Here is a 24,143-nt window from a genome sequence, read left to right as displayed (position 1 = left end):
GGCCGACGCTCACGCCCTACACTCCTGCTCGCCCGCACGACGACCGCCGACCCGACGACCGCCGACCCGACGACCGCCTTCACGACGACCGACCGTACGACGACGAAGGAAAGCAGCCGGATGCGCCTGCACACACAGGAGTGGGGAACGGGTGAGCGTCTCGCCGTCCTCGTTCACGGCATCATGGCCGACCATCGCACCTGGCACGAACTGGTGCCGGTCCTGACGAGCCAGGGGTACCGCGTCGTCGCCGTGGACCTGCGCGGCCACGGGGCCAGCGCCCGCGGCGCGTACGCGCCGCAGCTCTTCGCCGAGGACCTGCTGGAGACGCTCCCGCGCGGTCCGGAACTGGCGCTGGGCCATTCGCTGGGCGCGCTGGCCCTGGCCCTCGCGGTCGAGGAGCTGGCGCCGGAACGCGCGGTCTACTCGGAACCGGCCTGGCGGCTGTCCGGGTCCTACGGCACGCTGGACCCGGCCGCCTTCACGCTCTTCAAGCGCTCCCGCCGGCTCCTCACCAGCTTCTCCCGTCCGGGAGCGAACGACCGCGCCGCGAACGACCCGGGCGCGAACGACCCGGGCACCAACGACCGCGCCACGAACGGCGGAAACACGAACGGCGGAAGCACGAACGCCAAAAGCGTGTACGCCGGGAAAGCGAGCGATCACAGCACCGGGCGCATCGTGCTGGAACAGCAGGCTCTCGACTCCTGGGACGAGACCACCGCTCTCGCCCTCTCCTCCTACCGGCTCGTCGACCACACGCCGGAAAAGGCGTTGGTGCGGTCCCTGGTCCAGGTGTCGGACCCGAGCATGCTCGTCAGCGCGGAGATGAGGGCGGACCTGGTGCGACGCGGCTTCGAGGTGCGTACGGTGCCGCGCGCGCCGCACGCCATCCACCGGGACCGTTTCGACGCGTTCGTCGAGTCCCTGTCGGGGTGGCTGTGACGAAGCGGCGAAACACCGACGCGCGCTTCGGTGAAGCGCGCGTCGGTGAACCGCTCTGTGAACCGCTCGGTGAACCGCGCCTCGGAGAACCGTGCGCGGTGATTCGTCCGTCAGTGAACCGCGCGCAGCATGCGCGTCACGTTGATTTTCGTCGGCGACAGCCCGAGCTCCACGCTCTGCATCATCCGCTCGCCGTTCAGCCGGCCGTACGCGAGCAGGTCGACGTTGGCGAGGCTGAATTCCGGCCAGGTGTGAATGCTCAGATGCGAGGCGGAAAGGAGCAGAATGGCGGTGACGGCACCATTGGGGAAAACGTGCGAGGCCTCACCGAGAACCTGGGCGTTCCCCTTTTCGGCGGCCGTGCGCAGCACCTGGAGGAGGCGCTGTTCGTCGGTCAGGATGCTGTGATCGCTTACCCACACGTCGACGGCGTAGGAGCACAAATCGTCGACGTTTATGCCCTCGGTGGCGAGGCTGGCGGAGTTGGTCATGGGGAACCGGGGGTCGCGAACCGCTGCCCCCGTCTCCTTTCACATAGATCTGCGCTGGTCCGCGCGGCCGAAGCGGAAGGTGGCGAGGCCGATAACCGGCGCTCGGTCGTGCCCAGCGTAGCATCCGGGCCGCTCCACGGCCCGCGCGCGCACGGCGTCCCACCCCGCGTCAAGCGGGGCGGCACCAGCCCCTTCCCCGCCCTCCGGCCCGACCGGAAACACCCCGCCGGACATCCCCGGAAGGCGCCTTCCGGACATCCCGGCAGGTTTCCGTGGGACACCCCGTGAACGCGCCGTCGGGCATCCCGTCGACGTGCCGTCGGAGATCCCGTGGACTCGCCGTCGGGCAATGCGGAGACATAGCGAAGGCATTCCGGAGGCATTGTGCGGGACATCCCGTAATGATATCGACCGAAATCAGGTTGAAGTTTTCCACCATTCCCCCTTTCCACTCCCGAATTCCCCACCCGGGCACCGGTCGGGGTCGACACCCCACCAGCCCGTATACTCGATAGTCCTGGATTCCATACAGCCCGCCCGGAGCAGCATTGTGAAAAACGCGCCTCGACACCGCCGGAGTACCACCCCCGATCACGTGCTCACGGAAGTCGCGGACGCCGTCCGGCTCCAGGAGGGCCCGCCGGGAGTGCGGTCCGTCCTTCGCGCCCTGCGCCGCCTGGCTCCCGCCTCCACGAAGGACATCAGCCGTGCCACCGGCCTGCCCGTCCCGATCGTGGCCGCCGTGGGGAACGAGCTGCGCCGCCGTGACCTGCTCACCAAGGAGCGCCCCTCCCGGCTGACCCCGGCCGGTCTCGACCTCGTGGGCCGGCTCGGCATGGACCTCACCCTCGACGCCACCTGCACCACCTGCGACGGCCGTGAGCTGGTCATCCCCGCCGTCCTGGACGAGGCCGTGGAGCGGCTGCGCGCCGTCATGGAGACGGGCCCCGCCGCCGACATGGCGATCGACCAGTCCCACTGCACGCCCGAGACCAAGGTGCGCCGGGTCCTGGCACTGCTCGCGGCGGGCGCGCTGCCGGGCGGTTCGCTGCTGCTGATCGGTGACGACGACCTGGTCTCCCTGGCCGTCGCCGTCGTGGGTGACGTCCTCGGCTCGCCGATCGTCGAGCGGGTGACCGTCGTCGACATCTCCCCCGAGATCCTCGCCTACGTCAAGAAGGTGTCGGCGGGCCTCGGCACCCGGATCGAGACGGTCGAGCACGACCTGCGCCAGCCGCTCCCCGCCGAGCTGCACAACGGCTTCGACGTCGCGATGACGGACCCGCCGTACACCCCGGAGGGCGCCCGGCTGTTCCTGTCGCGCGCCGTGGAGGGCCTGCGGCCCGGCCCCGCGCACAGCGTCTTCTTCTCCTTCGGCGGCAAGAGCCCCGACGAGATGCTGGAGGTCCAGCGCGAGATCATGGCCCTCGGCCTGGTCACCAACGGCTACATCCGCAACTTCAACGAGTACGAGGGCAGCGGCATCCTCGGCGGGGTCGGCTTCTTCCAGCACCTCCTCACCACCAGCTCGACCTCCTCCCGGCAGGGCGACTACAGCGGCCCCCTCTATACCGGCGACAAGCGCACCCGGCAGCGGGAGTACGAGTGCGTGGCCTGCGGCACCCAAGTGCGCGTCGGCCCCGGCGCCCGCTGGACCTCGGTCGCCGCCCTGCGCGCCGACGGCTGCCCCGCCTGCGGCAAGGGCCCCTTCCGCCCGGGCCGCCTGGTCGCGGCGGAGGAGCCCCCGGCACCCCAGGCCCCGGTCCCGTCCACACCGGCGCCGGCACCCGCCTCCGCAACGGCACCGGCACCCGCAGCGGCACCCGCGCCCGCCTCCACCCCCGCGGCACCAGCAGCGGCCCCCCGGCAGGCCCAACAACCCGGCTGGCACCCCCCGGCCCCCGACGACCGTGCGGCCCTGGAGAAGCGGGCGGAGCCCTACGTCACCCGTCAGGCCGACGAACGCGACCTGCCGGCCATCGGCGAGTTCGAGGCCGAGATCGCCCGCGTCTCCTTCGGCGAGGACGCCGTCGACGACCCCGCCCGCCACGCGTCCCGGGTGGGCCGTGCCATGGAAAAGTCGAGGGAGGGCATGATCGTCGCCCACCGTCCGGGTGAGGAGGCGACGGCCGGCTGGCTCTGGGTGAGCATCAACCAGAACCAGATGACGGGCGACCGCTACGCCAACTTCCGCTCCCTCGCCGTCGCCGAGCTGGACAACCGCAGTGACGTGGCCGAACTGCTGCTCACCGCGGGCCTGGAGTTCTGCGTGGCGAACGGCATCACGGAGGTGGTCGGCCGCGTCCACGTCGGCAACGTCCCGATGCGCACGGTGTACCGCAAGTTCGGCTTCGACCCCGCCACCCTGACGATGAAGCTGCGCCTCCCGGAGGAGGACACCCGATGACCGGAGCCACCGGAGCCACCGGAGCCACGGAAGCCACCGGAGCCGCCGTGGCCACCGGCGCCTCCGGCGCGACCGCAACGCCCGGCCACGACCCCGACCGGATCAAGTGCGTCGTCTGGGACCTGGACGGCACGCTGTGGGACGAGATCGCGGTGGAGTCGCCCACCGACGAGCTGCCCGTACCCCGTCCCGAGATGCTGGCCGCGATCGACGCCCTGGCGGCCCGCGGGGTGCTCAGCAGCCTCGCGAGCCGCAGCGCGCCCGCGGTGCTGGAGCGGCTGAACGCCGTACCGGAGCTGCGGGAGCGCTTCCTCGCGCCGCAGGTGTCCTGGCAGGACAAGAGCGAGTCCCTGCGCAGGATCGCCAAGGATCTCGGGATCGCCGTGGAAGCGCTGGTCCTGGTCGACGACTCGCCGTACGAGCGCGCGGAGGTGGAGGCCCTGCTGCCGGGCGTGCGCACGCTCGATCCGCTGGAGGTGCCCGCGCTGCTGGCGGCGTTCGAGGGCCGGGAGGTCACCCCGGAGTCACGGGAGCGGGTGCGCCGCTACCGCACCGAGGAGACCCGCCGGGCCGAGGGGGAGCGCTTCCAGGGCACCCGGGAGGAGTTCCTGCGCTGGTGCGAGATGCGGCTCACCGTCGGCGCGGCCGGACCGCGGGAGGTCCCCCGCGCCCTGGAGCTGGCCGCCCGTACCCACCGTCTGAACTCCTCCGGCCTGAGCCCGGAGCGGCTGCGGGCGCTGGCCGCCTCGGACGGGTACGAGCTGTACACCGCGGCGATGGCCGACCGCTTCGGGGAGTACGGGATCATCGGGGCCGCGCTGGTCGACCGGAGCACGCCGGGCACCTGGTCGGTTCCGCTGCTTGCGCTCTCCTGCCGGGTCGCCGGCCGGGGCGCCGCCGCGGCCTTCCTGTTCTGGCTGATGGAGCAGGCCCGCGCGGCGGACGCCGAGGAGTTCAGGGTGACCCTGCGCCCCACCGACGCCAACCTGGAGATGCGGATCCTGCTCCGCCAGGCGGGCATGCGCCGCACCGAAGCCCCCGAGGCAACCCGGACCACGCAAGCCCACGGAGCCACGCGAGCCGCCCCGGCCGCGGAAGCCACCCCGGCGGAGTCCGCCGTTCTGGCGCGGAGCCTCCAGGGCGACCTCCCAACACCCCCCGCCTGGCTGCACGTCTCCACCCGAAAGGACGCCGAAGCGTGACGGACTCCCCCGCCTCCCCGCCCGCCCCCGCACCCGCAGAACGGGCGACGGTGGAGCGGGAACTCCGCTCGATGATCGCCGAGGCCGCCCGTCTGGACGCCGCCGTGGTCGCGGAGCTCCCCGCCGACACCGACCTGTTCGGCCCTGAGATCGGCCTCAGCTCCCTCGCCGGGGTGACCCTGCTGGGCGCGATCGACCGGCGGTACGGCGTCGACGTGGCCGCCCTGGACCTGAGCCTGGACAGCCTCCAGTCCGTCGCCACGCTCACCGACTTCGTCTCGGCCCACCTGGGAGCCCGCTGACCAGCGACGCAACTCGCCCGTGTCGAAAGGGGTGATATGCACGGTGTCGCCGTGACCTGCCCGGTGGCGTGACGTTGAACGGGGAGTGCGGCGGCGCGTCCTGCTGTCGCGCGAACCGAGTCACTAAGGAGTACGTGATGTCTCGCATCGCGAAGGCAGCCTCTGTCGCCCTCGGTACGGGCGCCATGGTGGTCAGCGGAGCCGGCCTGGCCATGGCCGACGCGGGTGCCAACGGCGCGGCCATCGGCTCGCCGGGTTTCCTGTCCGGCAACGTCGTGCAGGCGCCGGTCCACATCCCGGTCAACATCTGCGGCAACACCGTGAACGGGGCCGGCTTCCTGAACCCGGCCTTCGGCAACACCTGCATCAACAACGGTGGTGACGAGAAGGGCAAGGACGGCCAGGACGGCAAGAACGGGGAAGACGGCAAGGACGGCGAGGACGGCAAGAACGGCGGCCACTCGGGCGACGACGGCTACGGCGGCTGAGCTTCCGTACCGAACCCCCTGTGGCAGGGCCCCGGCACCTCGAGCGCCGGGGCTCTCCCCATGTGCGGCCCCGCCCCGGTGCGGCTCAGGCGTACCGGTAGATCCGTCCGACGTCCTCCAACTGGTCCGGCGTCACGTCCCACGGCGGCAGCTTCTCGTGCCGGGCGACGACCCGGCGGTACTGCGAGCTGCCCGGTCCCGGCGGCTCGGCGGGCAGGTAGCGGTGGTCGCGGTGGCGCCGCTGCCAGCGCGTCCACAGCAGGTCGATGAAGGCGTGGTGCAGCCAGAAGACCGGGTCGTTGACGGAGGCGCCGCCGACCATGACCCCGCCGACCCACCGGTGCACCCGGTTGTGGTTGCGCCACGCGGCGCTGCCCCGGCCGCTCCCCCACCCCTCCAGCCTGTTGCGGAAGCCCTTCGCCGACGTGGAGTTCCAGGGCGGGACGTCGTAGACCGGGTCCTTCAGCGCCCCCTCCACGTCGCTCCTGGTGGGCAGCTCGATCGGGTCGCGGGCGCGGCCGAGGTCCCGGGTCAGGAACTCCCCGTCGGTCACGCCTGCCTTGAGGGTCCAGTTCCCGGTGGCGTAGGCGAACGGCCCGGTCGTCACCTGGCGGTCGGAGGGCCGCCCGTTGCCACCGAGGAGGTCCTTCGTCCAGGGCGCGGAGGTGGCGGTGCGGTCCCGGGTCCAGTCCCAGTACGGCAGCGTCACCGAGGGGTCGACCCGGCGCAGCGCCTCCTCCAGGTCCAGCAGGAACCTGCGGTGCCAGGGCAGGAACGAGGGCGCCATGTGGGCCGTCCGCAGGCCGCCCTCGCCGTCGGAGACGTAGTACTCGATGTGGATGCGTACGAACTCGTCGTACTCGCCCCGCCGTTTCACCTCCAGCAGCGCCTTGACGAACCGGCGACGCTCGGCGCCGGTGAGCGTGCTGACGTCCTTACGGGTGTAGACCACGGTGTCCCCCCACGTGCGCGTCCCCCGTGTGCCCGTGCCCTCCGTGCGGGTGACCGCCCGTGGAACCGGTGTCGCGCGGCAGCTCGCCCGGGCCCAGCTCGTCGACGGCGGCGCGGGCCGCCTCGAGCGGGGTGTCGTACGAGCGGTAGTGGTCGATCATGCTCAGCCAGGTGCCGTCGGCGCGGCGCATGAGGTGCAGCGGGCGGCCGTCGACCGTGACCTGCCAGCGGTCGGTTTCGGCCGCGCGCACGGCCGGGAGGAGGACGCCGCGGAGGCGCCGGCCGCGGTAGGTCTCGTCGAAGGCGGTGTCCGCCGGGCCGTCCTGGCGGCGCGTGGGCCGGGAGGCGGCGACGACCGGGGCGAGCGCCAGCGCGGCGGCCGCCCCGAGCAGCCCGCGCAGGACGTCGCGCCGGATTCTGCGTCTCGGTGCGGCCTCCGGTACCGCGCTCACGGCTGTTGCGTCGACGCTGACGACCATGGTGTGCTCCTCGTCCGGTTCGGTTCTCCACAGCGGTAACCGGCCGACGGCCTCCCTGGTCACGAAAGGCGACAGGCCCGGACCGCCGTCCGGGCCTGTGGTCGTGGGCTCGCGCTACCGTCCCTGGCCCAGCCCGAGGGTCGCGCCCGGTACCGCATGGTGGATGGAGGTGACCACGCCGGCCCGCGGCGGCTTCGGGTGGGGCAGGCCGAAGTCGTCGGCGTCGGGCGGGGTGAGCGGGGCGTCTAGGGCCAGGCCGGGGCCGAGGGTGCGCAGGTCGGAGGCCGGGGCGTCGAGGTCGACGCGGTCGAGGTCGTCGCCGAGGACCTCCGGCAGCGGCGCGCGCAGGTCCGCGCCGGGCAGCCCCGCGCTGACCGGGAGCTGCGGGACGACCCGCTCCGGGAGGAGCCGGCCCTCGACGTACCGCGGGCCGTCGGGCACGCCCGGCGTCGGCAGGGGGATCTCGCCGCCGACCTCGGGCAGTTCGACGGCGAGGGACTTCTCGACGCCGTCCAGCGGTACGGGGACGGGGACCGTGCCGGTCGCGGAGGCGGGGGTCGCGGCGGCGGCGCCGGCGGCGGCCGCCACGCACGTGAGCCAGGCGGCGAGGGTCCCTCGGGTGATCGGCTTCATCTCGGGTACGGGCCCTTTCGGAGTGCGGAGAGGGGCGATGCGTGCGTACCGAGTAACGAGCCGGGAAACGCCATCAGACCGCGTCGGTGTCCAATTCGCCCGGGTGCAGCAGTCGTACGACGGTCGCATGGTCAGCCTGTCCAGAAATCCCACCAACGGGTGAGGATCAGCATGCCGACCACTCCGAGGTGCAGCACGGGCAGCACCCAGGTGAACTCGGCGAACAGCACCCGCAGTGCGGGCGGTGCCGGCAGGAAGCGGTGGCGTACGACGAAGGAGACGACGTACCAGAACAGGGGGATCGTGGCGATCCAGGCCAGGCAGCACCACAGGCACAGCGCGTTGATCCGGTAGAGCGACTCGAACTGCAGCCAGGACACGAACGCCACACCGAAGAGGCATCCGGCCGCGAAGGTGAGCCAGTACCAGCGGGGGAAGGCCGCTCCGGCCAGCAGACTCACGCCGACGCAGACGACGATGCCGTAGGCCACCAGGCCCAGCATCGGGTTGGGGAACCCGAACGCCGAAGCCTGGGCGCTCTCCATGACGCTGCCGCAGGTCAGCACCGGGTTCAGGCTGCATCCCGGGGTGAAGTCCGGGTCCTGGAGCAGCTTGGACCTGTCGAGGGTGATGACCCAGGAGGCCAGCAGTCCGGCCGCCCCCGTCAGGACGAGCAGCAGGGCGAACCCGCGGCCGGCGCCCGCGGCAGGCGCCATCAGCCGCGCAGGCGGCGCGCGGGCAGGACGACGTGCGCGGCGGCCGTGAGCGTCTCTTCGGCGCCCGCGAACGCGGCCAGCGCCTCGGGCTCGACGGGCTTGCCGGGGGCGGCCTCGGGCCACGCGCGGGTGGTGAAGACGAGGTAGGCGTAGCCGCGCTCCCGGGCGGCGGCGATCCACTCGGCCGGCGGCACGCACTGAGCACTGAGCCCCGCCAGGGTCAGGACGGCCTGGCCGGCCTCGACGAGGAGGGTGACCGGCAGGTTCGGCCGCTCGGTGCCGTCGACCAGGTCGCCGCCGACGGGCAGGCCGTTGGCGGTCAGCAGGCGCTCGACGGCGGCGGCCGAGGCCTCGGGGCCGTCCGCGGCGTCGCCGAGGGAGTAGGCGAGGAGGTAGGGCATGTCGCTGCCGTCGGGGGCCTCGCCGCTCCACGGCATCACGACGAGGGTGCCCAGGTCGGCCATGCTGAAGGGGCGGGTTGCGCTTGAGGTTGAGGTCACCGCGCGACCTTATCCGCGTGCCCGGGGCCGTCCGGCCGGCTCCTCACCCGGGCGGAGGACGCCACGCCGGTGCTCCACACGAACGAGGGACGCGCCCGGTGACGCCGCCTCGAACAGCGCCGAGGGCCGGTCCCGTGCGGTACGGGGCCGGCCCTCCGGGAAGCGTCCGAACGGGGCGTCAGCCCCGCAGGGGCAGCCCGCCGAGGAGCGGGGCGTGGGCCTCGTTGAGAGTGCCGGTCGCTTCCTTGACGGTGCTGAGCACGGAGTCCTTGTTCTCGGTGTCGAGCGCGTTCGACTGGTGCTGGAGCGGCATCACGTCGAGGGCGTAGCCGCCCTTGGCGAGCGTGTTCACGGCGCCGTTGAGGCTGGTGGGCGTGAGGTCGGCGGTGCTCTGGGCGAACGCGGGTGCGGCGGCACCGGCGATCACCACGGATCCGGCAACGACAGCGGCAGCCTTCAGGGACTTCATCGGGTTCCTTTCCCGGGGGATCTCTGACGCCGTGCCTAACGATCCCCGTCGGATGCGGAAACCCCGTGGCGGGAAATTCCCGCACCCCGGCGCGGCCCGTCCGAAGGGGAAGGCCGAGCGCGCCGGGCGGGGGCGGAAGGGCCCGGGCGTCCGCGTCAGGAGGCGGGCAGCAGTGCGCCGCTCGGCAGCTCCGGGGTGGTCGCGAGGGCGGGCGTGGCCGGCCAGGTGGTCAGCGCGGCGAGCAGGTCGTCCACCGCGGTGTCGACGGCCGTGATCGCCAGGGAGAAGGTGCCTTCCTCGTCGGAGGTGACGGCCTCCTGCAACTGGTGGACCGCGTCTTTGAGGGCGGCGAGCGCGTCGTCGAGGTCGACGGCGGAGGACCGGACCCGGGTGTCGTCGCCGCTCCTCGTCGGGGAGGGCGGCGTACCGGCGGGGAGGGTCGCGGTGCCGGCCGTGTCCGTCGCCGTCGTCGCCGTGCCGGTCGTGGCGGTGTCCGCCACCGCGTCGCTCGTGGCCGTGCCCGTCGCCGTCGTCGCGGTCGTGCCCGTCGAGGTCGTGACGGTGTTCGTCGCGCTCGTGCCCGGCGACGAGGTCGTGACGGTGTTGGTCACGGCCGTGCCCGACGAGGTCGCGGAGGCCGAGCACACGATCTTGGCGACGGCCGCCGCGACGGCGTCGCCGACCTGCTTCGCCTGGTCGGCGCCCAGTGGGCCGTTGTCCGCCTGCACCGCGGTGTCGAGGAGATCGGCGACGGGGGCGAGTACCGCCCCCAGGCCGCCCAGGCCCTCCAGCTGCGTGAGGAGCGCGTCCGCGCCGGGGACGGGCGCTCGGGGCGCCGCACGCGTGCGCTCACCGACGGCGTCGCCGTCGGCCGCGAGGGCGGTGGGAGCGGCGATGCCGAGGACGAGGGTGGCGCAGAGCGCGGTGGAAGCGGTACGCCGGACGGGCAGGCCACGCATGAGGGGGTTCCTTTCGCAGTGCGTCGGGTCGCAGCACCACCGTGGAAGCGCACCTCACCAGGCGCAACCGAGAGACCGCGAGGCGTGACGCCCCCACCTGGCCCATCGTCACGGGTGAGAGCCCTGCCGAGCCCTCGTCGGCCGGGCGGGCGCCCCTCCCCCCATCCGTGACGACGCGACGGCCGCCCTCCCGGCGGGAGGGCGGCCGTTCGACGGCGTCCGCGTCGCGACCTCGGTCGAGGTGGCGTCAGTCGTTGACGCAGGTGTTGCCGAAGGCCGGGTTCAGCAGGCCGCCCACGTTCACGGTGTTGCCACAGGCGTTGACCGGGGCGTGGACGGGAGCCTGGACGACGTTGCCCGACAGCACGCCCGGGGAGTGCTTGGCGATACCGTTCGCGCCGCTGTCGGCGGCGGCGACGCCGGAAGCGCCGGCGACAGCGGCGGCGGCGACAGAGGTCAGGGCAAGGCCCTTCGCGATACGCGACATGGAGAGGTGCTCCTCGAAGTTCTGACACACAACACCCGGGCGGGGATGCCCGGCGCTGTGTCAACGCGTCACGCGGCGCGGGGGTGTGCCGCCAATGGGGTGACGCGCCGATGGGCCAGGCGAACGATTTCTTCCCTTTCATCCGGATGGTCGCGTTTTGCTCCGCCACGGCCGCGACGGCTGTTCCGGGTCACGGGCGACAGCGGCCGTTCGGGTGATTCGCTCACGCTCTCGACCGGCCCCCGACCGGCCCCGGGCCGTCCGCACCCGCACCGGGGGTGTCCCTCCGGCGGGTGACGCGGAGAACTCCACGATCAGCGAGCCGGGGCGGCTCCGGAGGCGCGCGTTCCGGCGTGCGCGCGGGCAGTCGGCCATCACCGCTCCGTGTTCGATCTCGGCACGGGTTTGCGGTCGGGCGGTGACCAGCGGGGGTTCCGGCTCGTTTCCCAGCGGGACGCGGCGTGGGCCGGCGCGCTCTTCGTCGCCGTCGACTCACCGAAGCAGTAGGCGCGTTCCCGCCCGTCCGAGTGACACCGTGAGCGAGGAAAACGCGCGATGCACCAGCCAGAACCCGACGTCGGAACCCGGGTCCTGCACCTCAGCCAGCCCGTGGACGGCGGGGTCGCCCGCGTGGTGACCGACCTGGCGCGGGCCCAGCTCGCCGCCGGGCTGCACGTCACCGTGGCCTGCCCCGACAGCGCACTCGCCGGGGACCTGCGGTCCCTGGGCGCGGACGTGAGGCGGTGGGAGGCGGCGCGGGCGCCGGGGCCCTCGCTCCCGGGCGAGGTGCGGCGGCTGGCACGGGTGCTCGCGGAGGCGCGGCCCGACCTGGTGCACGCGCACAGCGCGAAGGCCGGGCTGGCCGGGCGGCTCGCCGTGCGGGGACGGATCCCGACCGTCTTCCAGCCCCACGCCTGGTCCTTCGAGGCGGTCGGCGGGTCCACCGCCGCCCTGGCCCTCACCTGGGAGCGGTTCGGGGCGCGTTGGGCCGACCGGCTGGTGTGCGTGAGCGAGGCGGAGCGCTCGACCGGGGTGCGCGCCGGGATCGACGGGCGGTGGAGCGTCATCCCCAACGGAATCGATCCCGAGCGCTTCCGCCCGGCCCCCGCCGACAGCGTGCGCGCCACGCTCCTGCCGGACGCCGATCCGGCCGCCCCGCTGGTGGTGTGCGTGGGGCGGCTGTGCCGGCAGAAGGGTCAGGACGTGCTGCTGCGGGCCTGGGCAGCCGTCGCGGGCCGGGTGCCCGGCGCGCGGCTGGCGCTCGTCGGGGACGGCCCCGACCACGCGCGGCTGCGGGCCCGCGCCCCGCGGTCCGTGGTGTTCGCGGGGGCCGTCGACGATGTCGTCCCCTGGTACCAGGCCGCCGATCTGGTGGTGCTGCCCTCGCGCTGGGAGGGCATGGCCCTGGCCCCCCTGGAGGCGCTGGCCTGTGGGCGGCCCGTGGTGGTGACCGACGTGGACGGCGCCCGGGAGAGCCTGCCGGCCCCGCTCGCGTCCCGCTGCCTGGTGCCCCCGGAGGACCCGGCGGCCCTGGCGGCGGCCGTCGCCGGTCTGCTGCTCGACCCGGCGCTGCGCGCGTCGCTCGGCCCTCAGGGGCGCCGTCACGTCCTGTCCACGCACGACGTGCGGCGTACGGCCGAGGCGGTCGCGGGCGTGTACCGCGACCTGCTCGGCGCTCAGCCGCACGCGGCCGGAGCGAAGGCATCCGTCGTGCCCACCGAGAGGGAGTCCATCCACTCGTGACTGCGGAAAGCACCGTCCCCTCCCCCGGCACTCAGCCCGGGTTCTCACCGGTCTCGGTGATGCCGCGGCGCGAGAGCGGAGCGGGATTCCTGTTCCCGGCCCGGCGGCCCCCGGCGCGGCTCGCCTCGCCGCTTCCCCTGCTGTTCGCCGACGGTCTCGCCGCCCTCGCGGGCGCGCCGGCACTCACCGGGGCGCAGCACCTCCCGCTGCTGGTGGCCCTGCTGGTGGCGGCGACCTTACTGCTGCACCCGCGCCGCTCACTGCCGGTGCACGGGGTGCTGGACGAACTGCCCGTCGTCTGCGGCCGGATCGCGGTGGCCTGGCTGACCCTGGGGGCGCTCGCCGCGGCGTACGCGCCGACGCACGCGCTCTCGGCGCGCACGCTGCTCCTCGGGTTCGCGGCGCAGACCGCGGCGTGCTGCTCCGGTCGCGCGGCCGTCCACCTGCGGCGGCGCCGGGCACTGCTGCGCCGCCCGCGCGCCGCGCTCGTCTTCGGCCCGGCGGCCACCGCACAGCGGGTGGCCGCCGCCGTCCTGCGCCACCCCCGGTACGGGGTGCGGCCGGTGGGTGTGGTCGCCGAGCGCCCCGACCATCTGGCCGCGCCCGACGGGCTGCCCGTGCTCACCACGGGCGAGGAGGTGCAGCGCGCGCTCATCCAGAACGGCGTCCGGGACGTCCTGTGCGTCCACCCCTCGGTGCGCACCGTGCAGGGGCCGCTGCTGCGGGCGCTCGCGGAGTCGGGGTGCACGGTGTGGGAGGTCGACGCCGACAGCCCGTCGTACGCGAGCCCTGAGCAGCTCGCCGGGTTCTCCTGCCGGCGGCTGGACTGGGGGCCGCGGCGCCGGGGCAGCCTCGCCAAACGGCTGTTGGACATCACGGTCTCCGGCACGCTGCTGCTGCTGCTCAGCCCGTTGCTGCTGGTGTGCGCGGCGGTGCTGCGGCTGACCAGCGGGCCGGGAGTGGTGTTCCGGCAGGAGCGCATCGGCAAGGACGGGCGGCCGTTCACGCTGCTGAAGTTCCGCACCCACCGCCCGGTCGACGCGCACGAGTCCGCGACCCGGTGGAGCGTGGCCGGCGAGCAGCAGATGAGCCGCTTCTGCCGTTTCCTGCGCCAGACCTCACTGGACGAGCTGCTCCAGTTGTGGAACGTCCTGTGCGGCGACATGAGCCTCGTCGGGCCCCGGCCGGAGCGCCCGTACTTCGTCAGCCAGTTCAGCCAGACCTATCCCGGCTACGCGGCCCGCCACCGGATGCGGACCGGGATCACCGGCCTCGCCCAGGTGCACGGGCTGCGCGGTGACACCTCGATCGAGGACCGGGCCCGCTTCGACAACGCGTACATCGACAACTGGTCGTTGTGGCAGGACGTCTGCATCCTGCTGCGCACCGCGGCCGCCCTCGTGCGACCGACCGGGAGCTGAACCGTCCGATGAGCCTCGCCCTGCCCCTGCCCCGCGCCCGGACGCTGTCACCGGTGCTGCCCGTCGTCGCCGTGGTCGCCCTGCTCGCGCTGCCGGTCTCCCCCGGTGGCGAGGGCGGCGCCGGCCCGGCCGACGCGCTCTCCGCGCTGGTGGTCCTGTACTGCGCGGTCCGGCTGCTGCGGCAGCGGCGGCGCCCCCTGTCCCGTACGGCCGCCGTGATCCTCGGGCTGCCCGTCGCGGGACTCGCGCTCGCGGCGATGAGCGCGTCCTCGCCGGGCGCCGGGATCACCGGCCTGGGCCGTTACCTCCAGGTCTTCGTCCTGGTCCCGGCGGCGGTGCTGCTGTTGATCCGGGACCGGTCCGACCTGCGGCTGCTGGCCTGGTCCTTCGTGGGGCTCGCGGGGTGGCAGGGCGCGGTCGGCGTCCACCAGTACGTCACCGGGACCGGCGCCTCCTACCAGGGCGAGACGATCCGGGCGGTCGGCACCTTCGGACCGCAGGACGTGATGGGCATGGCGACGGTCGTGTCCCTCGGCCTGGTCTGCGCGGTGGGGCTGGCGCTCGGCCGGACCTCCCTGCGGCAGCGGGCGATCGCCACCGCCTGCGCCCTCGCCCTGCTGCTGCCGCTCGCGCTGTCCTTCAGCCGGGGGGCGTGGATCGCGACCGTGGTGACCTGCTCGGCTCAGCTCGCGCTGGCCGGGATGCGACGGGCGCTGAGGGTGGGCGCGGTCGTGGCCGCCGTCGGGGTGATCCTGGTGGGCGGCTTCGGGGTGGGCACGGCGATGCTCCAGGAACGCATCAGCAGCATCACGCGGGTCACGGACGCCCCCGACCAGTCGGTCACCGACCGGTACACGATGTGGGCGGCAGCGGTCGGCATGTGGCGCGAACAGCCGCTCACGGGCGTGGGGCTGAAGGGCTTCCCCGAGCACCGGGACACGCACGCCTCGCTGGCGCTGTCCGCGGGCAGCGACACCGACGGCGCCGGCGCCGGGTTCCGCAGGCAGCCGCTGCTGTCCCCGCACAACATGTACCTGCTGATCCTGGGCGAACAGGGCCTCGTCGGACTGCTCGCGCTGGTGGGCAGCTGGCTGGCGCTGCTGGTGTGCGCGCTGCGGGGGCTGGTGCGGGTGCGCGCGGCACGCGGGGCCGGCCTCGACTGCGCCCTCGTCGCCTGCGGTCTTCTGGTCTGGCAGCTCACCGACTTCCTGTACGCCGACATCGGCGGGCCGTCGACCGTGCTGACCGCCGTGTGCCTGGGGCTCGCGGCCTGGTGGGCGCTGGTCGGGGGCGGCGGGCGCGAGGAGGCGCTCGCGCGATGACGGTGACGCCTTCCCGGACCCCTCGCGGGGACGGCGCCGCGGACGCCGGCACCGGCTCGGGTGCGGTGGTCCCGTCGGCGCGGTCCGCCGCCCGGTCCGAGGGGGCCCCCGAACTTCCCGCGGCCTCCCGGCGGTTCCTCGCCAAGGCCGCCCTCGTCACCGCCGTCCTGTCGGTCGCCGGGTCCCTGCTCGGGCTGGTGCGCGACCAGGCGCTGGCCCGGCTGTTCGGGGCGGGCAGCGACACCGACGCCTTCCTCGTGGCGTGGACCGTGCCCGAGTTCGCGGCCACGCTGCTCATCGAGGACGGACTGGCGTTCGCGCTGATCCCGGCGTTCAGCGTGGCCCTGGCCCGGCGCTCCCAGGGCGCCCCCGGCGACCCGGTCCGCGCCCTGGTCGCCGGGACGCTCCCGCGTCTGTCGCTGGCGTTCGTCGCGGTCGGCGTCCTCGTCGTGGTGCTCGCCCGCCCCCTGGTGGAGGTGCTGGCCCCCGGCCTGCCCGACCCCCGGCTCGCCGTCGACTGCACCCGGCTCACCGCGACCTGCGTGGTGAGCTTCGGACTCGCCGGGTACTGCAGCGCGGCCCTGCGCGCGCACCGGCGGTTCGTGGCGCCCGCGGCGATCTACGTGGCGTACAACGTCGGCATCGTCACCGGGATGTTCGTCCTCGCCGGGCGCTGGGGGGTGCGGTCGGCGGCGGCCGGGGTCGCGGTCGGCGGGTGTCTGATGGTCGTCGTACAGCTGCCGGCGCTGTGGCGGCAGCTGAGGAGGCGTGCGGCCCAGGTGCATGCCGTGGACGCCGAGGAGCCGCGGCCGCTCGGGGCCGCCGTCGTCGCGACCGTACTCCTGTTCGCGCTGTGCCGGCAGTCGCAGGTCCTCGTCGAGCGGTTCCTGGCCTCGCGGTTGCCGTCCGGGGCGATCTCGCATCTGAACTACGCGCAGAAGGTCGCGCAGATGCCGATGATCCTCTCGCTGATGCTGTGCACGGTGACGTTCCCGGTGGTGGCGCGGGCGCTCGCCGAGGGCGACACCGAGCGGGCCCGCGGCCGGGTGGAGCGCGATGTGGCGCTGGCCGCGTGCGTGGTGCTGCTGGGGACCGCCACCGTCGTGGCGTGCGCGCCGCAGATCATCGAACTGCTCTTCCAGCGGGGGGCGTTCACCGCGCGGGACACGGCGGCGACGGCGGGCGTGATGCGGGTGTACGCGCTCGGGCTGCTCGGTCAGACCCTGGTCGGCGCCCTGGTCCGCTCGTATTTCTCGGGGGCCCGCCCCTCCTGGTACCCGTTCGGCGCGATGGCCGTCGGGATCGTCGTCACCTCCTGGCTGGGCACGCTGGCCGTCGGCCCCTGGGGCGTGTACGGGATCGCCGCCGCCAACGCGGCCGGCATCACCGTCACCGCGCTGGTGCTGCTGGCGGGCATGGGCCCGCGCAGTGTGCCGATCCGCGTCCGGCCCGTGCTGCTCGAACTGAGCAGGCCGCTGCGGGCGGCCCTGGCCGCGACGCTCGCCGGGACCCTGGTGGCGAGCCGGTTCGCCGGCCCGGTGCCCGGTCTGGCCGCCGGCGCGCTCACCGTGACCGCCGTCTTCGTCCTGCTCGGCTGGGCCCTGGACGCCCAGGGCATCGTCACCGCACTCCGATCCGTACGTTCCGCGACCCGAAGGCTGCCGTATGTCCGTTCCCGTTGAGGCCGCACCCGGCCCCGTCCCCTGGGTGGCGATGTACCACTCCGTGGGCGACTGCTCCGACGACCCGTACCGCATCACGGTCACTCCCGAGCGGCTGGAACGACAGCTGGCCTGGCTCTCGCGGCGGGGCCTGCGGGGCGTCTCCGTGGCCGAACTGCTCGCCGCCCGCGCCCGGGGCGAGGGCCGGGACCTGGTCGGCCTCACCTTCGACGACGGCTACGCCGACTTCCTCACCGGCGCCCTGCCCGTGCTGCGCCGGCACGGCTGTACGGCCACCCTGTTCGTGCTGCCCGGCCGGCTCGGCGGCGACAACGCCTGGGACCCGCTGGGCCCGCGCAAGCCGCTGCTGACCGCCGACGGCATCCGGCAGGCTGCCGCCGAGGGCGTCGAGATCGGTTCGCACGGCATGACCCACGTCGACCTGACCCGGGCCGACGACCTCACCCTGAAGACGGAGACCGTCGACAGCCGGGCCGCGCTGGAGAAGCTGCTCGGTTCCGAGCCCGCCGGGTTCTGCTACCCGTACGGGACGCTCGACCAGCGGGCCGTGGACGCCGTACGGGAGGCCGGGTACGCGTACGCCTGTGCGATCGACCCGGGCCCGCTGAACGGCCCGCACGCCCTTCCGCGCGTCCACGTCGGACAGAACGACACCTCCGTCCGGCTGTTCCTGAAGTACCGGCTGCACCGGCTGCGCCGACGGCCCGTGGAGGGGCTGCGGTGAGGGCGCTGCACATCATCACGGGGCTCGGTGTGGGCGGCGCCGAACAGCAGTTGCGGCTGTTGCTGCGGCATCTGCCGGTCGACTGCGACGTCGTGACGCTGACCAACCCGGGGGCGGTGGCCGACGGGCTGGCCGCGGACGGGGTGCGTGTCGTCCACCTCGGCATGGCCGGCAACCGCGACCTGGCCGCCCTGCCCCGCCTGGTCCGCGTCATCCGCTCGGGCGGCTACGACCTCGTCCACACCCATCTCTACCGCGCCTGCGTCTACGGGCGCCTCGCCGCACGGCTCGCGGGGGTGCGCGCGATCGTCGCCACCGAGCACTCCCTCGGCGACTCGCAGCTGGAGGGCCGCCGGCTCACCGCGGGCGTCCGCGCGCTGTACCTCGCCAGCGAGCGCCTGGGCCGCGCCACGGTCGCCGTCTCCCCCACGGTCGCCGACCGGCTCAGGCGCTGGGGCGTCCCGGCGCCCCGCATCGAGGTCGTCCCCAACGGCATCGACCTGGCCCGCTTCCGCTTCGACCCGGGCCGCCGCCACCGCACCCGCCGGCACCTCGGCGTGCCGGACCACGCCCACGTCATCGGCGGTGTCGGCCGCCTCCACCCGGGCAAACGCTTCGACGTCCTGATCCGCGCCCTCGCCGAACTCCCCGGCGACTCCTGGCTGCTGCTGGTCGGCGGCGGCCCGGAGGAGAGCGCGCTGCGCCGCACCGCGCACGAGGCCGGGGTCGCCGGCCGCGTCCTGTTCGCCGGCGAGCGCCCCTACGTGCCCGACGGCGGCCCCGGCCCCGACCTGCCCTCCCTCACCTCGGCGATGGACGTGCTCGCCTCCCCGTCCCCGCAGGAGGCGTTCGGGCTGGCGGTCGTGGAGGCGCTCGCCGCGGGCCTGCCCGTGGTGTACGCCTCCTGCCCCGCGATCGAGGACCTCCCCGCGCGCGCCGCGCCCGGCGCGCGGCGCGTGACCGGGGGTCCCGAGGAGTTCGCGCGGGCGCTGGCCGAGACCCGCGCGCGGGGCACGCGCCCGCGCGCCGCCCCCGAGGCCGCCCACCACTACGACATCGCCCGCAGTGCCGCCCAGCTCCTGGACGTGTACGCGGCCACCGTGTCCCACCAGCCCCTGTCGGCCCCGCCGTCCCCGTCACCTCAGGGAGTCACTTCGTCATGACCGAGAACCGTGCCCGGTCGCACCGCCCGTCCGGCCCCCTGCACCGCACCAGGGCGCTCCCGCCGTGGTCCCTGCTCGCCGCGGGCGCCCTAACCGGCGGCCTCCTCGGCGGGGCGTACGGCATCCTGAAGCCGCCCGTGTACTCGGCCACGGCCTACGTCGTCGCCGTCCCGGCCGAGAAGTCCGACCCGGCGTCCGCGCTGGGCTTCGCGCAGGCCTACGGCCGGGTCGCCACGCAGCTCGCGGTGCTCGGGGACGCGCAGGTGCGGGCGGACGTGCCGGTGCGGACACTGCAGAGCAGCGTGCGGACGGCCACCTCGCCGGACGCGCCGATGGTCGCGATCACGGCGACGTCCTCGCGCGCCGACACGGCCGCCGACATGGCCGACGCGGTCGCCCGCGCACTGACCCGGCACGCCGAGGACTCCCGGGCCGCCACCAACGTCGAGCTCCAGCAGTTCGCCCGCGCGGTCGAGCCGGCCGAGCCCTCGTCGGCGTCGCCCGCGGTGACCGGGCTGGTCGGGGCGAGCGCGGGCGGGCTGCTCGGCGGACTGGTGCTGCTGGTGCGGCCGAAGGGGAGCCGGGAGGAGTCCGGCCGTACGGCCGCCGTGCCGGGCCCGGCCCTCGCCGCGGACGTCCGCGGAGCGCTGTGAAACCGGCGTACACCACGGAACTCGTCACCGCCGAGCGGGACTTCGCCGCCCTGGCGCCCGCCTGGGGGCGGTTGTACCGGCGGTGCGCGGCGGCCACCCCGTTCCAGAACCACGCCTGGCTGCACTCGTGGTGGCTGTCGTACGGCGGGCGCGGCCGGCTGCGGCTGCTGCTGGTGCGCGCCGGCACCGACCTGGTCGCCGTCGCGCCGCTGATGGCCGTACGCCGTCCGCTGCCCGCCCTGGTGCCGCTCGGCGGTGCGATCTCCGACTACGGGGACGTGCTGGTCGACGACGAGCACGGGGAGGCGGCCGTCGCCGCGCTCACCGAGGGCCTCGCGGCGGCCGCCCGCACGGCGCTGATCGACTTCCGCGAGGTCCGGCCGGGCGGCGCGATGGAGCAGGTGTACGAACGCTGGCACGGGCCGCGGCGGCGGGTGAACGACTCGGTGTGCCTGGAGCTGCCCGCGGTGCCCATGGACGAGCTGGTGGCCCGGCTGCCGTCGGCGAAGGCGCAGCGGGTGCGGGCCAAGCTGCGCAAGCTGACCGCGCTCGGTGTCGAACGCCAGGTGGTCCACGCCGACGAGGTGGACGGCGCCCTGCGGCGGCTGCTCGAACTGCACCGGCTCCAGTGGCAGGGGCGGAAGGTGACCGGCGAGCACCTGCGGTCACGCTTCTGCGAACACCTGGTGCGCTCGGTCGGGCCGATGGTGCGCTCCGGGGACGCGGTGGTCACCGAGTTCCGGCTCGACGACGACGTGGTGGCCGTCGACCTCACCCTGCTGTCGCGCCGCCTGGCGGGCGGCTATCTGTACGGCGCCCATCCGCGGCTGCGCGAGCGCAAGGCGGATGTGGCGGTGATGCTGCTCGACGCGTGCTGCGAGCACAACCGCGGCGGCGGGCGCGGCACGCTGAGCCTGCTGCGCGGCAACGAGCCGTACAAGCATCACTGGCGTCCCGAACCGGTCGTCAACCAGCGGCTGCTGCTCGCCCGGCGGCCCACCGCCCCGCTGATGTCGGCCGTCATGTGCGACGTGGCCGCGCGGCGGCGGGGCAGGGAGCTGCTGCGCCGCTGGGAGGAGAGCCGGCGGCGCGCCGGGCGTGAGGGGCCTGAGGGGCGTGACGGTGGCGGCGGGGCCTGACGCGGGCCTGCCGCCACCGCGGGCGTACCGGACCGCCGGGTCACCGTTGGGGCGACCACCGGTCCAGGCGGACGCAGATCCTGCGGCCGAGCCAGTGCTCGATCCAGCCGAGGTCCAGCGGCGGGCAGCTCGCCGGGGGCCGGGAGGCCGGTGGGGTGGTGGGCTCCTTCGGGGGATGCGGTGGGGTGGGTGGGGTGGGCGCGGCCGTCGTGGGTGCCGGTGTCGTCGGCGTGGGTGTCGTCGGCCCGGTCACCGGCCCGTCGGGGCGGCCGGAGAGCACCGCGCGGTAGACCTCCGACGCCTTCGGATTGTGCGAGCACTGCCACACGCCGTGCGGGCAGTAGTCGGTCAGCGTGTTGTACAGCGGCTGGTGCTCGTCCATCCAGGCGAGCATCCGCCGCATGTACGCGGGGTTGTCTCCGTTGCGGAACAGACCCCATTCCGGGTAGGAGATGGGTTTGCCGTGGCTTTTCGCGAAGTCCACGTGGTCCTGGAGCCCGTACGGCTCTCTCACCTGTTCGTCGAACGAGAGACCGGCCGGCTGGTCGTAGGAATCCATTCCGACGATGTCGACCGTGTCGTCCCCCGGATAGCAATGGGTCCACGGAACGGCGTCCCGGCCGCGGTTCGGCGTGAAGTCGAAGGTGAATCCCTGCCCCGGCACCGCACGCATGGCGCTGACGATCCGGTTCCAGTACGTCTTCCAGGCCTCCGGGTCGGGCCCGCAGCGATGGGTGTACGTGGTGCCGTTCATCTCCCAGCCGAGCACGATCACGGTGTCCGGCACCCGCAGACCGACCAGCCGCTCGGCCAGCGCGCTGAAGTGGTGACCGAACTGTCCGGCCGCACCCTGCCGCAGCAACTTGCGCACCTCGTGGTCCGGGACGCCCTCCTCGTTGCGTTCCAGCATGGGGACGTTGAGGACGAGCATCCGGTCGTCCTTCTCCTTGCGCCAGTCGGCCCACACGTCGAGGAACCCGACCCGGCCCTCGATGTTGCTCCACCGGTCGCCCGGCAGGTAGGTGTGGCCGACCCGCAGTTCGGCGCCGCCCAGCCACTCGCTGAGCAGGGCCATCCCGGCCACGCCCCGGGCACCGTAGTCGAGGTAGGCGCCGAAGGCGGGGCGCGCCCCGGGGGACGGCGTGCCGACTGCCGGGTCGGGGGGCGGGACCGTACTCGGTTCCGGCACGGCCGGGACGGTCGGCGCGCCGGCCGGGGCGGTCGGCGCGGGCGCCGGGGCGGAGGGTGTGGCGACTGCAGGGGCGGGGGGCGGGGCCGTACTCGGTTCCGGCACGGCCGGGACGGTCGGCACGGCGGCCGGGACGGTCTCCGCGGGCGCCGGGGCGGAGGGTGTGGCGACTGCAGGGGCGGGGGGCGGGACCGTACTCGGTTCCGGCACGGCCGGGACGGTCGGCACGGCGGCCGGGACGGTCGGCACGGGCGCCGGGGCAGACGGTGTGCCGACTGCCGGGGCGGTCGGCGTGGGAGCGGGAGGCTCGGCGACCACCGCGCCCGCGCCCGCGGCGAATCCGGGGCCGGACACGAGCGCCGCCGACACCGCGACCGTCGCCGCGACGACGGCCAGCCGTCGGGACCGGGCGCGTCGTTGCCGTGGGCCCATGCCTGCTCCTTTCTCCACTCTTCCTCCGCCCTTCTTGCTGCTGGATTCCGTGTTCGTTTCTGTGTTCGTTTCCCCGCTTGCTCCTTGTCCGTTTTTCAGTTCGCTTCTCCGCTCGCCCCGTTGCGCGCCCTGCCGCTCGGCCCACCTCTGGTTCCGTCGCTCGTTCCGCCGCCTTTCTCCACTGACACTCAGTCATATGAAAGTCACACGAAAAGGAATCACGCCACCGCCGTTACGGCTTTCGAGTGCCCTGATCGCCCGCACCGGTGAACCGACCCGAAGGAAAATCCCGTGTCGCTGCTCGACACCCGCGTCCCCGCCGTACTGCTGCGGATCGACCGGAATCCCTTTCACCACGGAACGCTCGGTGCCGTGCGCTCACTCGGCAGAGCCGGCGTCGACGTCCATGTGATCGCCGACGTGACGGGAAGTCCCGTGCGCACCTCCCGTTTCGTGGGGCGGCTGCACTCCCCACCGCCGTCCGGCGCCGCCCCCGCCGACATCGCCGCCGTGCTGCTGCGGGTGGCCGCCCGCATCGAACGGCCCGCCGTGCTGATCCCCATGGACGACGCGGGCGCGGTCGCGGTCGGTCGGCTCCGCGCGGAACTGGCGCCCGCCTACCTGCTACCGCAGCAGCCCGGAACTCTGCCCGAACAGGTCGCCGACAAGGCCGAGTTGGCCGGGATGTGCGCGGCGGCGGACGTACCGCACCCGCGCACAGTGGTCCCGGAGAGCACCACGCAGGCCTCCGACGCCGCCTGGCGGCTCGGCCTGCCGGTGGTGGCGAAGTGGAGCCGGCCCTGGCTGCTGCCGCCCGGGGCGGGGCTGCGCAGCACGGTCGTGGTGCGCTCCCCGCAGGAGGCCCGGGACCTGTACCAGCGCTCCGAGGAGGCGGGCAGCCGGCTGCTGCTCCAGGAGTTCCTGCCGCCGGGCCCCGGCCGCGACTGGTTCTTCCACGGGTACGCCGACCGCTCGGGCGCGGTGCGCGGCGGAGGCTCCGGGCGCAAGCTGTGCTCCTGGCCGCGCGGGGCGGGTCTGACGGCGGTGGGCGAGTGGTCCCCGAACCCGCGGGTGCGGGAGCTGTCCGAGCGGCTCACCGCCGAACTGGGTTACCGCGGCATCTTCGACCTCGACTTCCGCCGCTGCGGCACCACCGGCCGCTACCACCTGCTCGACTTCAACCCGCGCCCCGGCGCCCAGTTCCGCCTCTTCAGCGACACCGCCGGGCTGGACGTCGTACGCGCCCAGCACCTGGATCTGACCCACCGTCCGCTTCCGGAGGGGGATCCGCGCCCCGGGCGGGCCTTCGTGGTGGAGAACTACGCGCCCCTGGCCGCCCTGCGCCCGGCCCCGCGCGGCCGCGAACTCGCCTGGCACGCGGGGGACGACGGCGTTCCCGGCCGGGTGATGTGGGGCCTGTGGTCCGCCCACGTCACCCGCCGGCTGCTGGGACGCTTGCGCCGCCCCCGCCCGTCGGGCACCCCCGCCGAGACCGCGCGCGTGGTCCGTCAGGCGTTCCCGCCGCCGTCGTCCCCGCCCGGCCTGCCCGGTGCGCCGGACGTGACCGACGCGACCGGCGGCGAGAAGGCGTGCGGGCGCTGAGGTACGCCCTGCCGGTGGCCGGCCCGGACCGGTACGGCCGGTCC

General features: G+C 74.2%; 24 protein-coding genes. 14 read left to right on the top strand and 10 right to left on the bottom strand.

Annotated features, from left to right (window positions below; genetic code table 11):
* The first annotated feature begins 120 nt into the window (after positions 1-120).
* Positions 121-945, top strand: coding sequence for an alpha/beta fold hydrolase (locus tag ACIBBD_RS14445; RefSeq protein ID WP_399419692.1), 825 nt, complete (start codon positions 121-123; stop codon positions 943-945).
* A 110-nt stretch (positions 946-1,055) separates the two neighbouring features.
* On the opposite strand, the gene ACIBBD_RS14440 is transcribed toward ACIBBD_RS14445, so the two are convergent.
* Complete coding sequence (locus ACIBBD_RS14440; RefSeq protein ID WP_189942042.1) at positions 1,056-1,436, bottom strand: S-adenosylmethionine decarboxylase family protein; 381 nt, start codon at positions 1,434-1,436, stop codon at positions 1,056-1,058.
* A gap of 595 nt (positions 1,437-2,031) precedes the next feature.
* Between ACIBBD_RS14440 and ACIBBD_RS14435 the strand changes: the two genes are divergently transcribed.
* The 4 genes from ACIBBD_RS14435 to ACIBBD_RS14420 all read left to right on the top strand — a co-directional run bounded on the left by ACIBBD_RS14435 (position 2,032) and on the right by ACIBBD_RS14420 (position 5,835).
* Positions 2,032-3,843, top strand: a complete 1,812-nt coding sequence (locus tag ACIBBD_RS14435) for a bis-aminopropyl spermidine synthase family protein (protein WP_399419691.1) — start codon at positions 2,032-2,034, stop codon at positions 3,841-3,843.
* Entirely contained in the window at positions 3,840-5,045 is a 1,206-nt protein-coding gene (locus tag ACIBBD_RS14430) for an HAD-IIIC family phosphatase (protein ID WP_399419690.1), read from the top strand. Before ACIBBD_RS14435 ends, ACIBBD_RS14430 begins: the two co-directional genes overlap by 4 nt.
* On the top strand, positions 5,042-5,347 hold the full coding sequence (locus tag ACIBBD_RS14425) for an acyl carrier protein (protein ID WP_399419689.1): 306 nt from the start codon (positions 5,042-5,044) through the stop codon (positions 5,345-5,347). Before ACIBBD_RS14430 ends, ACIBBD_RS14425 begins: the two co-directional genes overlap by 4 nt.
* A gap of 137 nt (positions 5,348-5,484) precedes the next feature.
* Positions 5,485-5,835 (top strand): chaplin family protein, encoded by a 351-nt coding sequence (locus ACIBBD_RS14420; protein ID WP_399419688.1) that lies wholly within the window; start codon positions 5,485-5,487, stop codon positions 5,833-5,835.
* Positions 5,836-5,920: 85 nt separating this feature from the next.
* On the opposite strand, the gene ACIBBD_RS14415 is transcribed toward ACIBBD_RS14420, so the two are convergent.
* The 8 genes from ACIBBD_RS14415 to ACIBBD_RS14380 form a co-directional block, all read right to left on the bottom strand.
* The gene (locus tag ACIBBD_RS14415; protein WP_399419687.1) at positions 5,921-6,787 is read right to left on the bottom strand and encodes a tyrosinase family protein; all 867 of its coding nucleotides are present in this window, start codon (positions 6,785-6,787) and stop codon (positions 5,921-5,923) included.
* A complete protein-coding gene (locus ACIBBD_RS14410; protein WP_399419686.1) occupies positions 6,771-7,265 on the bottom strand; it encodes a tyrosinase family oxidase copper chaperone in 495 nt (164 codons plus the stop codon). The genes ACIBBD_RS14415 and ACIBBD_RS14410 overlap by 17 nt, the downstream gene beginning before the upstream one ends.
* Positions 7,266-7,379: 114 nt before the next feature.
* The gene (locus ACIBBD_RS14405) at positions 7,380-7,898 is read right to left on the bottom strand and encodes a hypothetical protein (protein WP_399419685.1); all 519 of its coding nucleotides are present in this window, start codon (positions 7,896-7,898) and stop codon (positions 7,380-7,382) included.
* A 131-nt stretch (positions 7,899-8,029) separates the two neighbouring features.
* Positions 8,030-8,614 (bottom strand): vitamin K epoxide reductase family protein, encoded by a 585-nt coding sequence (locus ACIBBD_RS14400; protein WP_399419684.1) that lies wholly within the window; start codon positions 8,612-8,614, stop codon positions 8,030-8,032.
* The gene (locus tag ACIBBD_RS14395) at positions 8,614-9,114 is read right to left on the bottom strand and encodes a DUF5949 family protein (protein ID WP_399419683.1); all 501 of its coding nucleotides are present in this window, start codon (positions 9,112-9,114) and stop codon (positions 8,614-8,616) included. The genes ACIBBD_RS14400 and ACIBBD_RS14395 overlap by 1 nt, the downstream gene beginning before the upstream one ends.
* A 178-nt stretch (positions 9,115-9,292) precedes the next feature.
* Positions 9,293-9,583 carry a hypothetical protein gene (locus tag ACIBBD_RS14390; RefSeq protein ID WP_399419682.1) on the bottom strand — a complete coding sequence of 97 codons (291 nt, stop codon included), beginning with the start codon at positions 9,581-9,583 and terminating at the stop codon, positions 9,293-9,295.
* Positions 9,584-9,738: 155 nt separating this feature from the next.
* The gene (locus tag ACIBBD_RS14385) at positions 9,739-10,542 is read right to left on the bottom strand and encodes a hypothetical protein (protein ID WP_399419681.1); all 804 of its coding nucleotides are present in this window, start codon (positions 10,540-10,542) and stop codon (positions 9,739-9,741) included.
* Positions 10,543-10,789: 247 nt separating this feature from the next.
* A complete protein-coding gene (locus ACIBBD_RS14380; protein ID WP_399419680.1) occupies positions 10,790-11,029 on the bottom strand; it encodes a chaplin in 240 nt (79 codons plus the stop codon).
* Positions 11,030-11,584: 555 nt separating this feature from the next.
* Between ACIBBD_RS14380 and ACIBBD_RS14375 the strand changes: the two genes are divergently transcribed.
* Genes ACIBBD_RS14375 through ACIBBD_RS14340 form a run of 8 tightly spaced genes read left to right on the top strand, consistent with a single transcriptional unit; the run spans position 11,585 to position 20,876 of the window.
* On the top strand, positions 11,585-12,772 hold the full coding sequence (locus ACIBBD_RS14375; RefSeq protein ID WP_399419679.1) for a glycosyltransferase: 1,188 nt from the start codon (positions 11,585-11,587) through the stop codon (positions 12,770-12,772).
* Complete coding sequence (locus ACIBBD_RS14370; RefSeq protein WP_399419678.1) at positions 12,769-14,193, top strand: exopolysaccharide biosynthesis polyprenyl glycosylphosphotransferase; 1,425 nt, start codon at positions 12,769-12,771, stop codon at positions 14,191-14,193. The genes ACIBBD_RS14375 and ACIBBD_RS14370 overlap by 4 nt, the downstream gene beginning before the upstream one ends.
* An 8-nt stretch (positions 14,194-14,201) precedes the next feature.
* Positions 14,202-15,515 carry an O-antigen ligase family protein gene (locus ACIBBD_RS14365; RefSeq protein WP_399419677.1) on the top strand — a complete coding sequence of 438 codons (1,314 nt, stop codon included), beginning with the start codon at positions 14,202-14,204 and terminating at the stop codon, positions 15,513-15,515.
* On the top strand, positions 15,512-17,197 hold the full coding sequence (gene murJ, locus ACIBBD_RS14360; RefSeq protein WP_399419676.1) for a murein biosynthesis integral membrane protein MurJ: 1,686 nt from the start codon (positions 15,512-15,514) through the stop codon (positions 17,195-17,197). Before ACIBBD_RS14365 ends, murJ begins: the two co-directional genes overlap by 4 nt.
* Positions 17,181-17,921, top strand: a complete 741-nt coding sequence (locus tag ACIBBD_RS14355) for a polysaccharide deacetylase family protein (protein ID WP_399419675.1) — start codon at positions 17,181-17,183, stop codon at positions 17,919-17,921. Before murJ ends, ACIBBD_RS14355 begins: the two co-directional genes overlap by 17 nt.
* Positions 17,918-19,084: a glycosyltransferase gene (locus ACIBBD_RS14350; RefSeq protein WP_399419674.1), complete on the top strand. Its 1,167-nt coding sequence runs from the start codon at positions 17,918-17,920 to the stop codon at positions 19,082-19,084. The genes ACIBBD_RS14355 and ACIBBD_RS14350 overlap by 4 nt, the downstream gene beginning before the upstream one ends.
* Positions 19,081-19,737: a lipopolysaccharide biosynthesis protein gene (locus ACIBBD_RS14345; protein ID WP_399419673.1), complete on the top strand. Its 657-nt coding sequence runs from the start codon at positions 19,081-19,083 to the stop codon at positions 19,735-19,737. The genes ACIBBD_RS14350 and ACIBBD_RS14345 overlap by 4 nt, the downstream gene beginning before the upstream one ends.
* Entirely contained in the window at positions 19,734-20,876 is a 1,143-nt protein-coding gene (locus ACIBBD_RS14340; RefSeq protein WP_399419672.1) for a GNAT family N-acetyltransferase, read from the top strand. Before ACIBBD_RS14345 ends, ACIBBD_RS14340 begins: the two co-directional genes overlap by 4 nt.
* 40 nt (positions 20,877-20,916) lie before the next feature.
* Here ACIBBD_RS14340 and ACIBBD_RS14335 read toward each other — a convergent pair whose 3' ends face one another.
* Positions 20,917-22,497, bottom strand: a complete 1,581-nt coding sequence (locus tag ACIBBD_RS14335) for a glycoside hydrolase family 26 protein (RefSeq protein ID WP_399419671.1) — start codon at positions 22,495-22,497, stop codon at positions 20,917-20,919.
* Positions 22,498-22,788: 291 nt separating this feature from the next.
* Between ACIBBD_RS14335 and ACIBBD_RS14330 the strand changes: the two genes are divergently transcribed.
* Positions 22,789-24,099 carry an ATP-grasp domain-containing protein gene (locus tag ACIBBD_RS14330; RefSeq protein ID WP_399419670.1) on the top strand — a complete coding sequence of 437 codons (1,311 nt, stop codon included), beginning with the start codon at positions 22,789-22,791 and terminating at the stop codon, positions 24,097-24,099.
* Positions 24,100-24,143: the final 44 nt, after the last annotated feature.

Origin of the sequence: Streptomyces sp. NPDC051315 (assembly GCF_044455165.1) — a bacterium.
GTDB lineage: Bacteria > Actinomycetota > Actinomycetes > Streptomycetales > Streptomycetaceae > Streptomyces.
The sequence above is the reverse complement of the archived record's forward strand: the minus strand, read 5'-3'. Positions and strand labels throughout refer to the sequence as shown.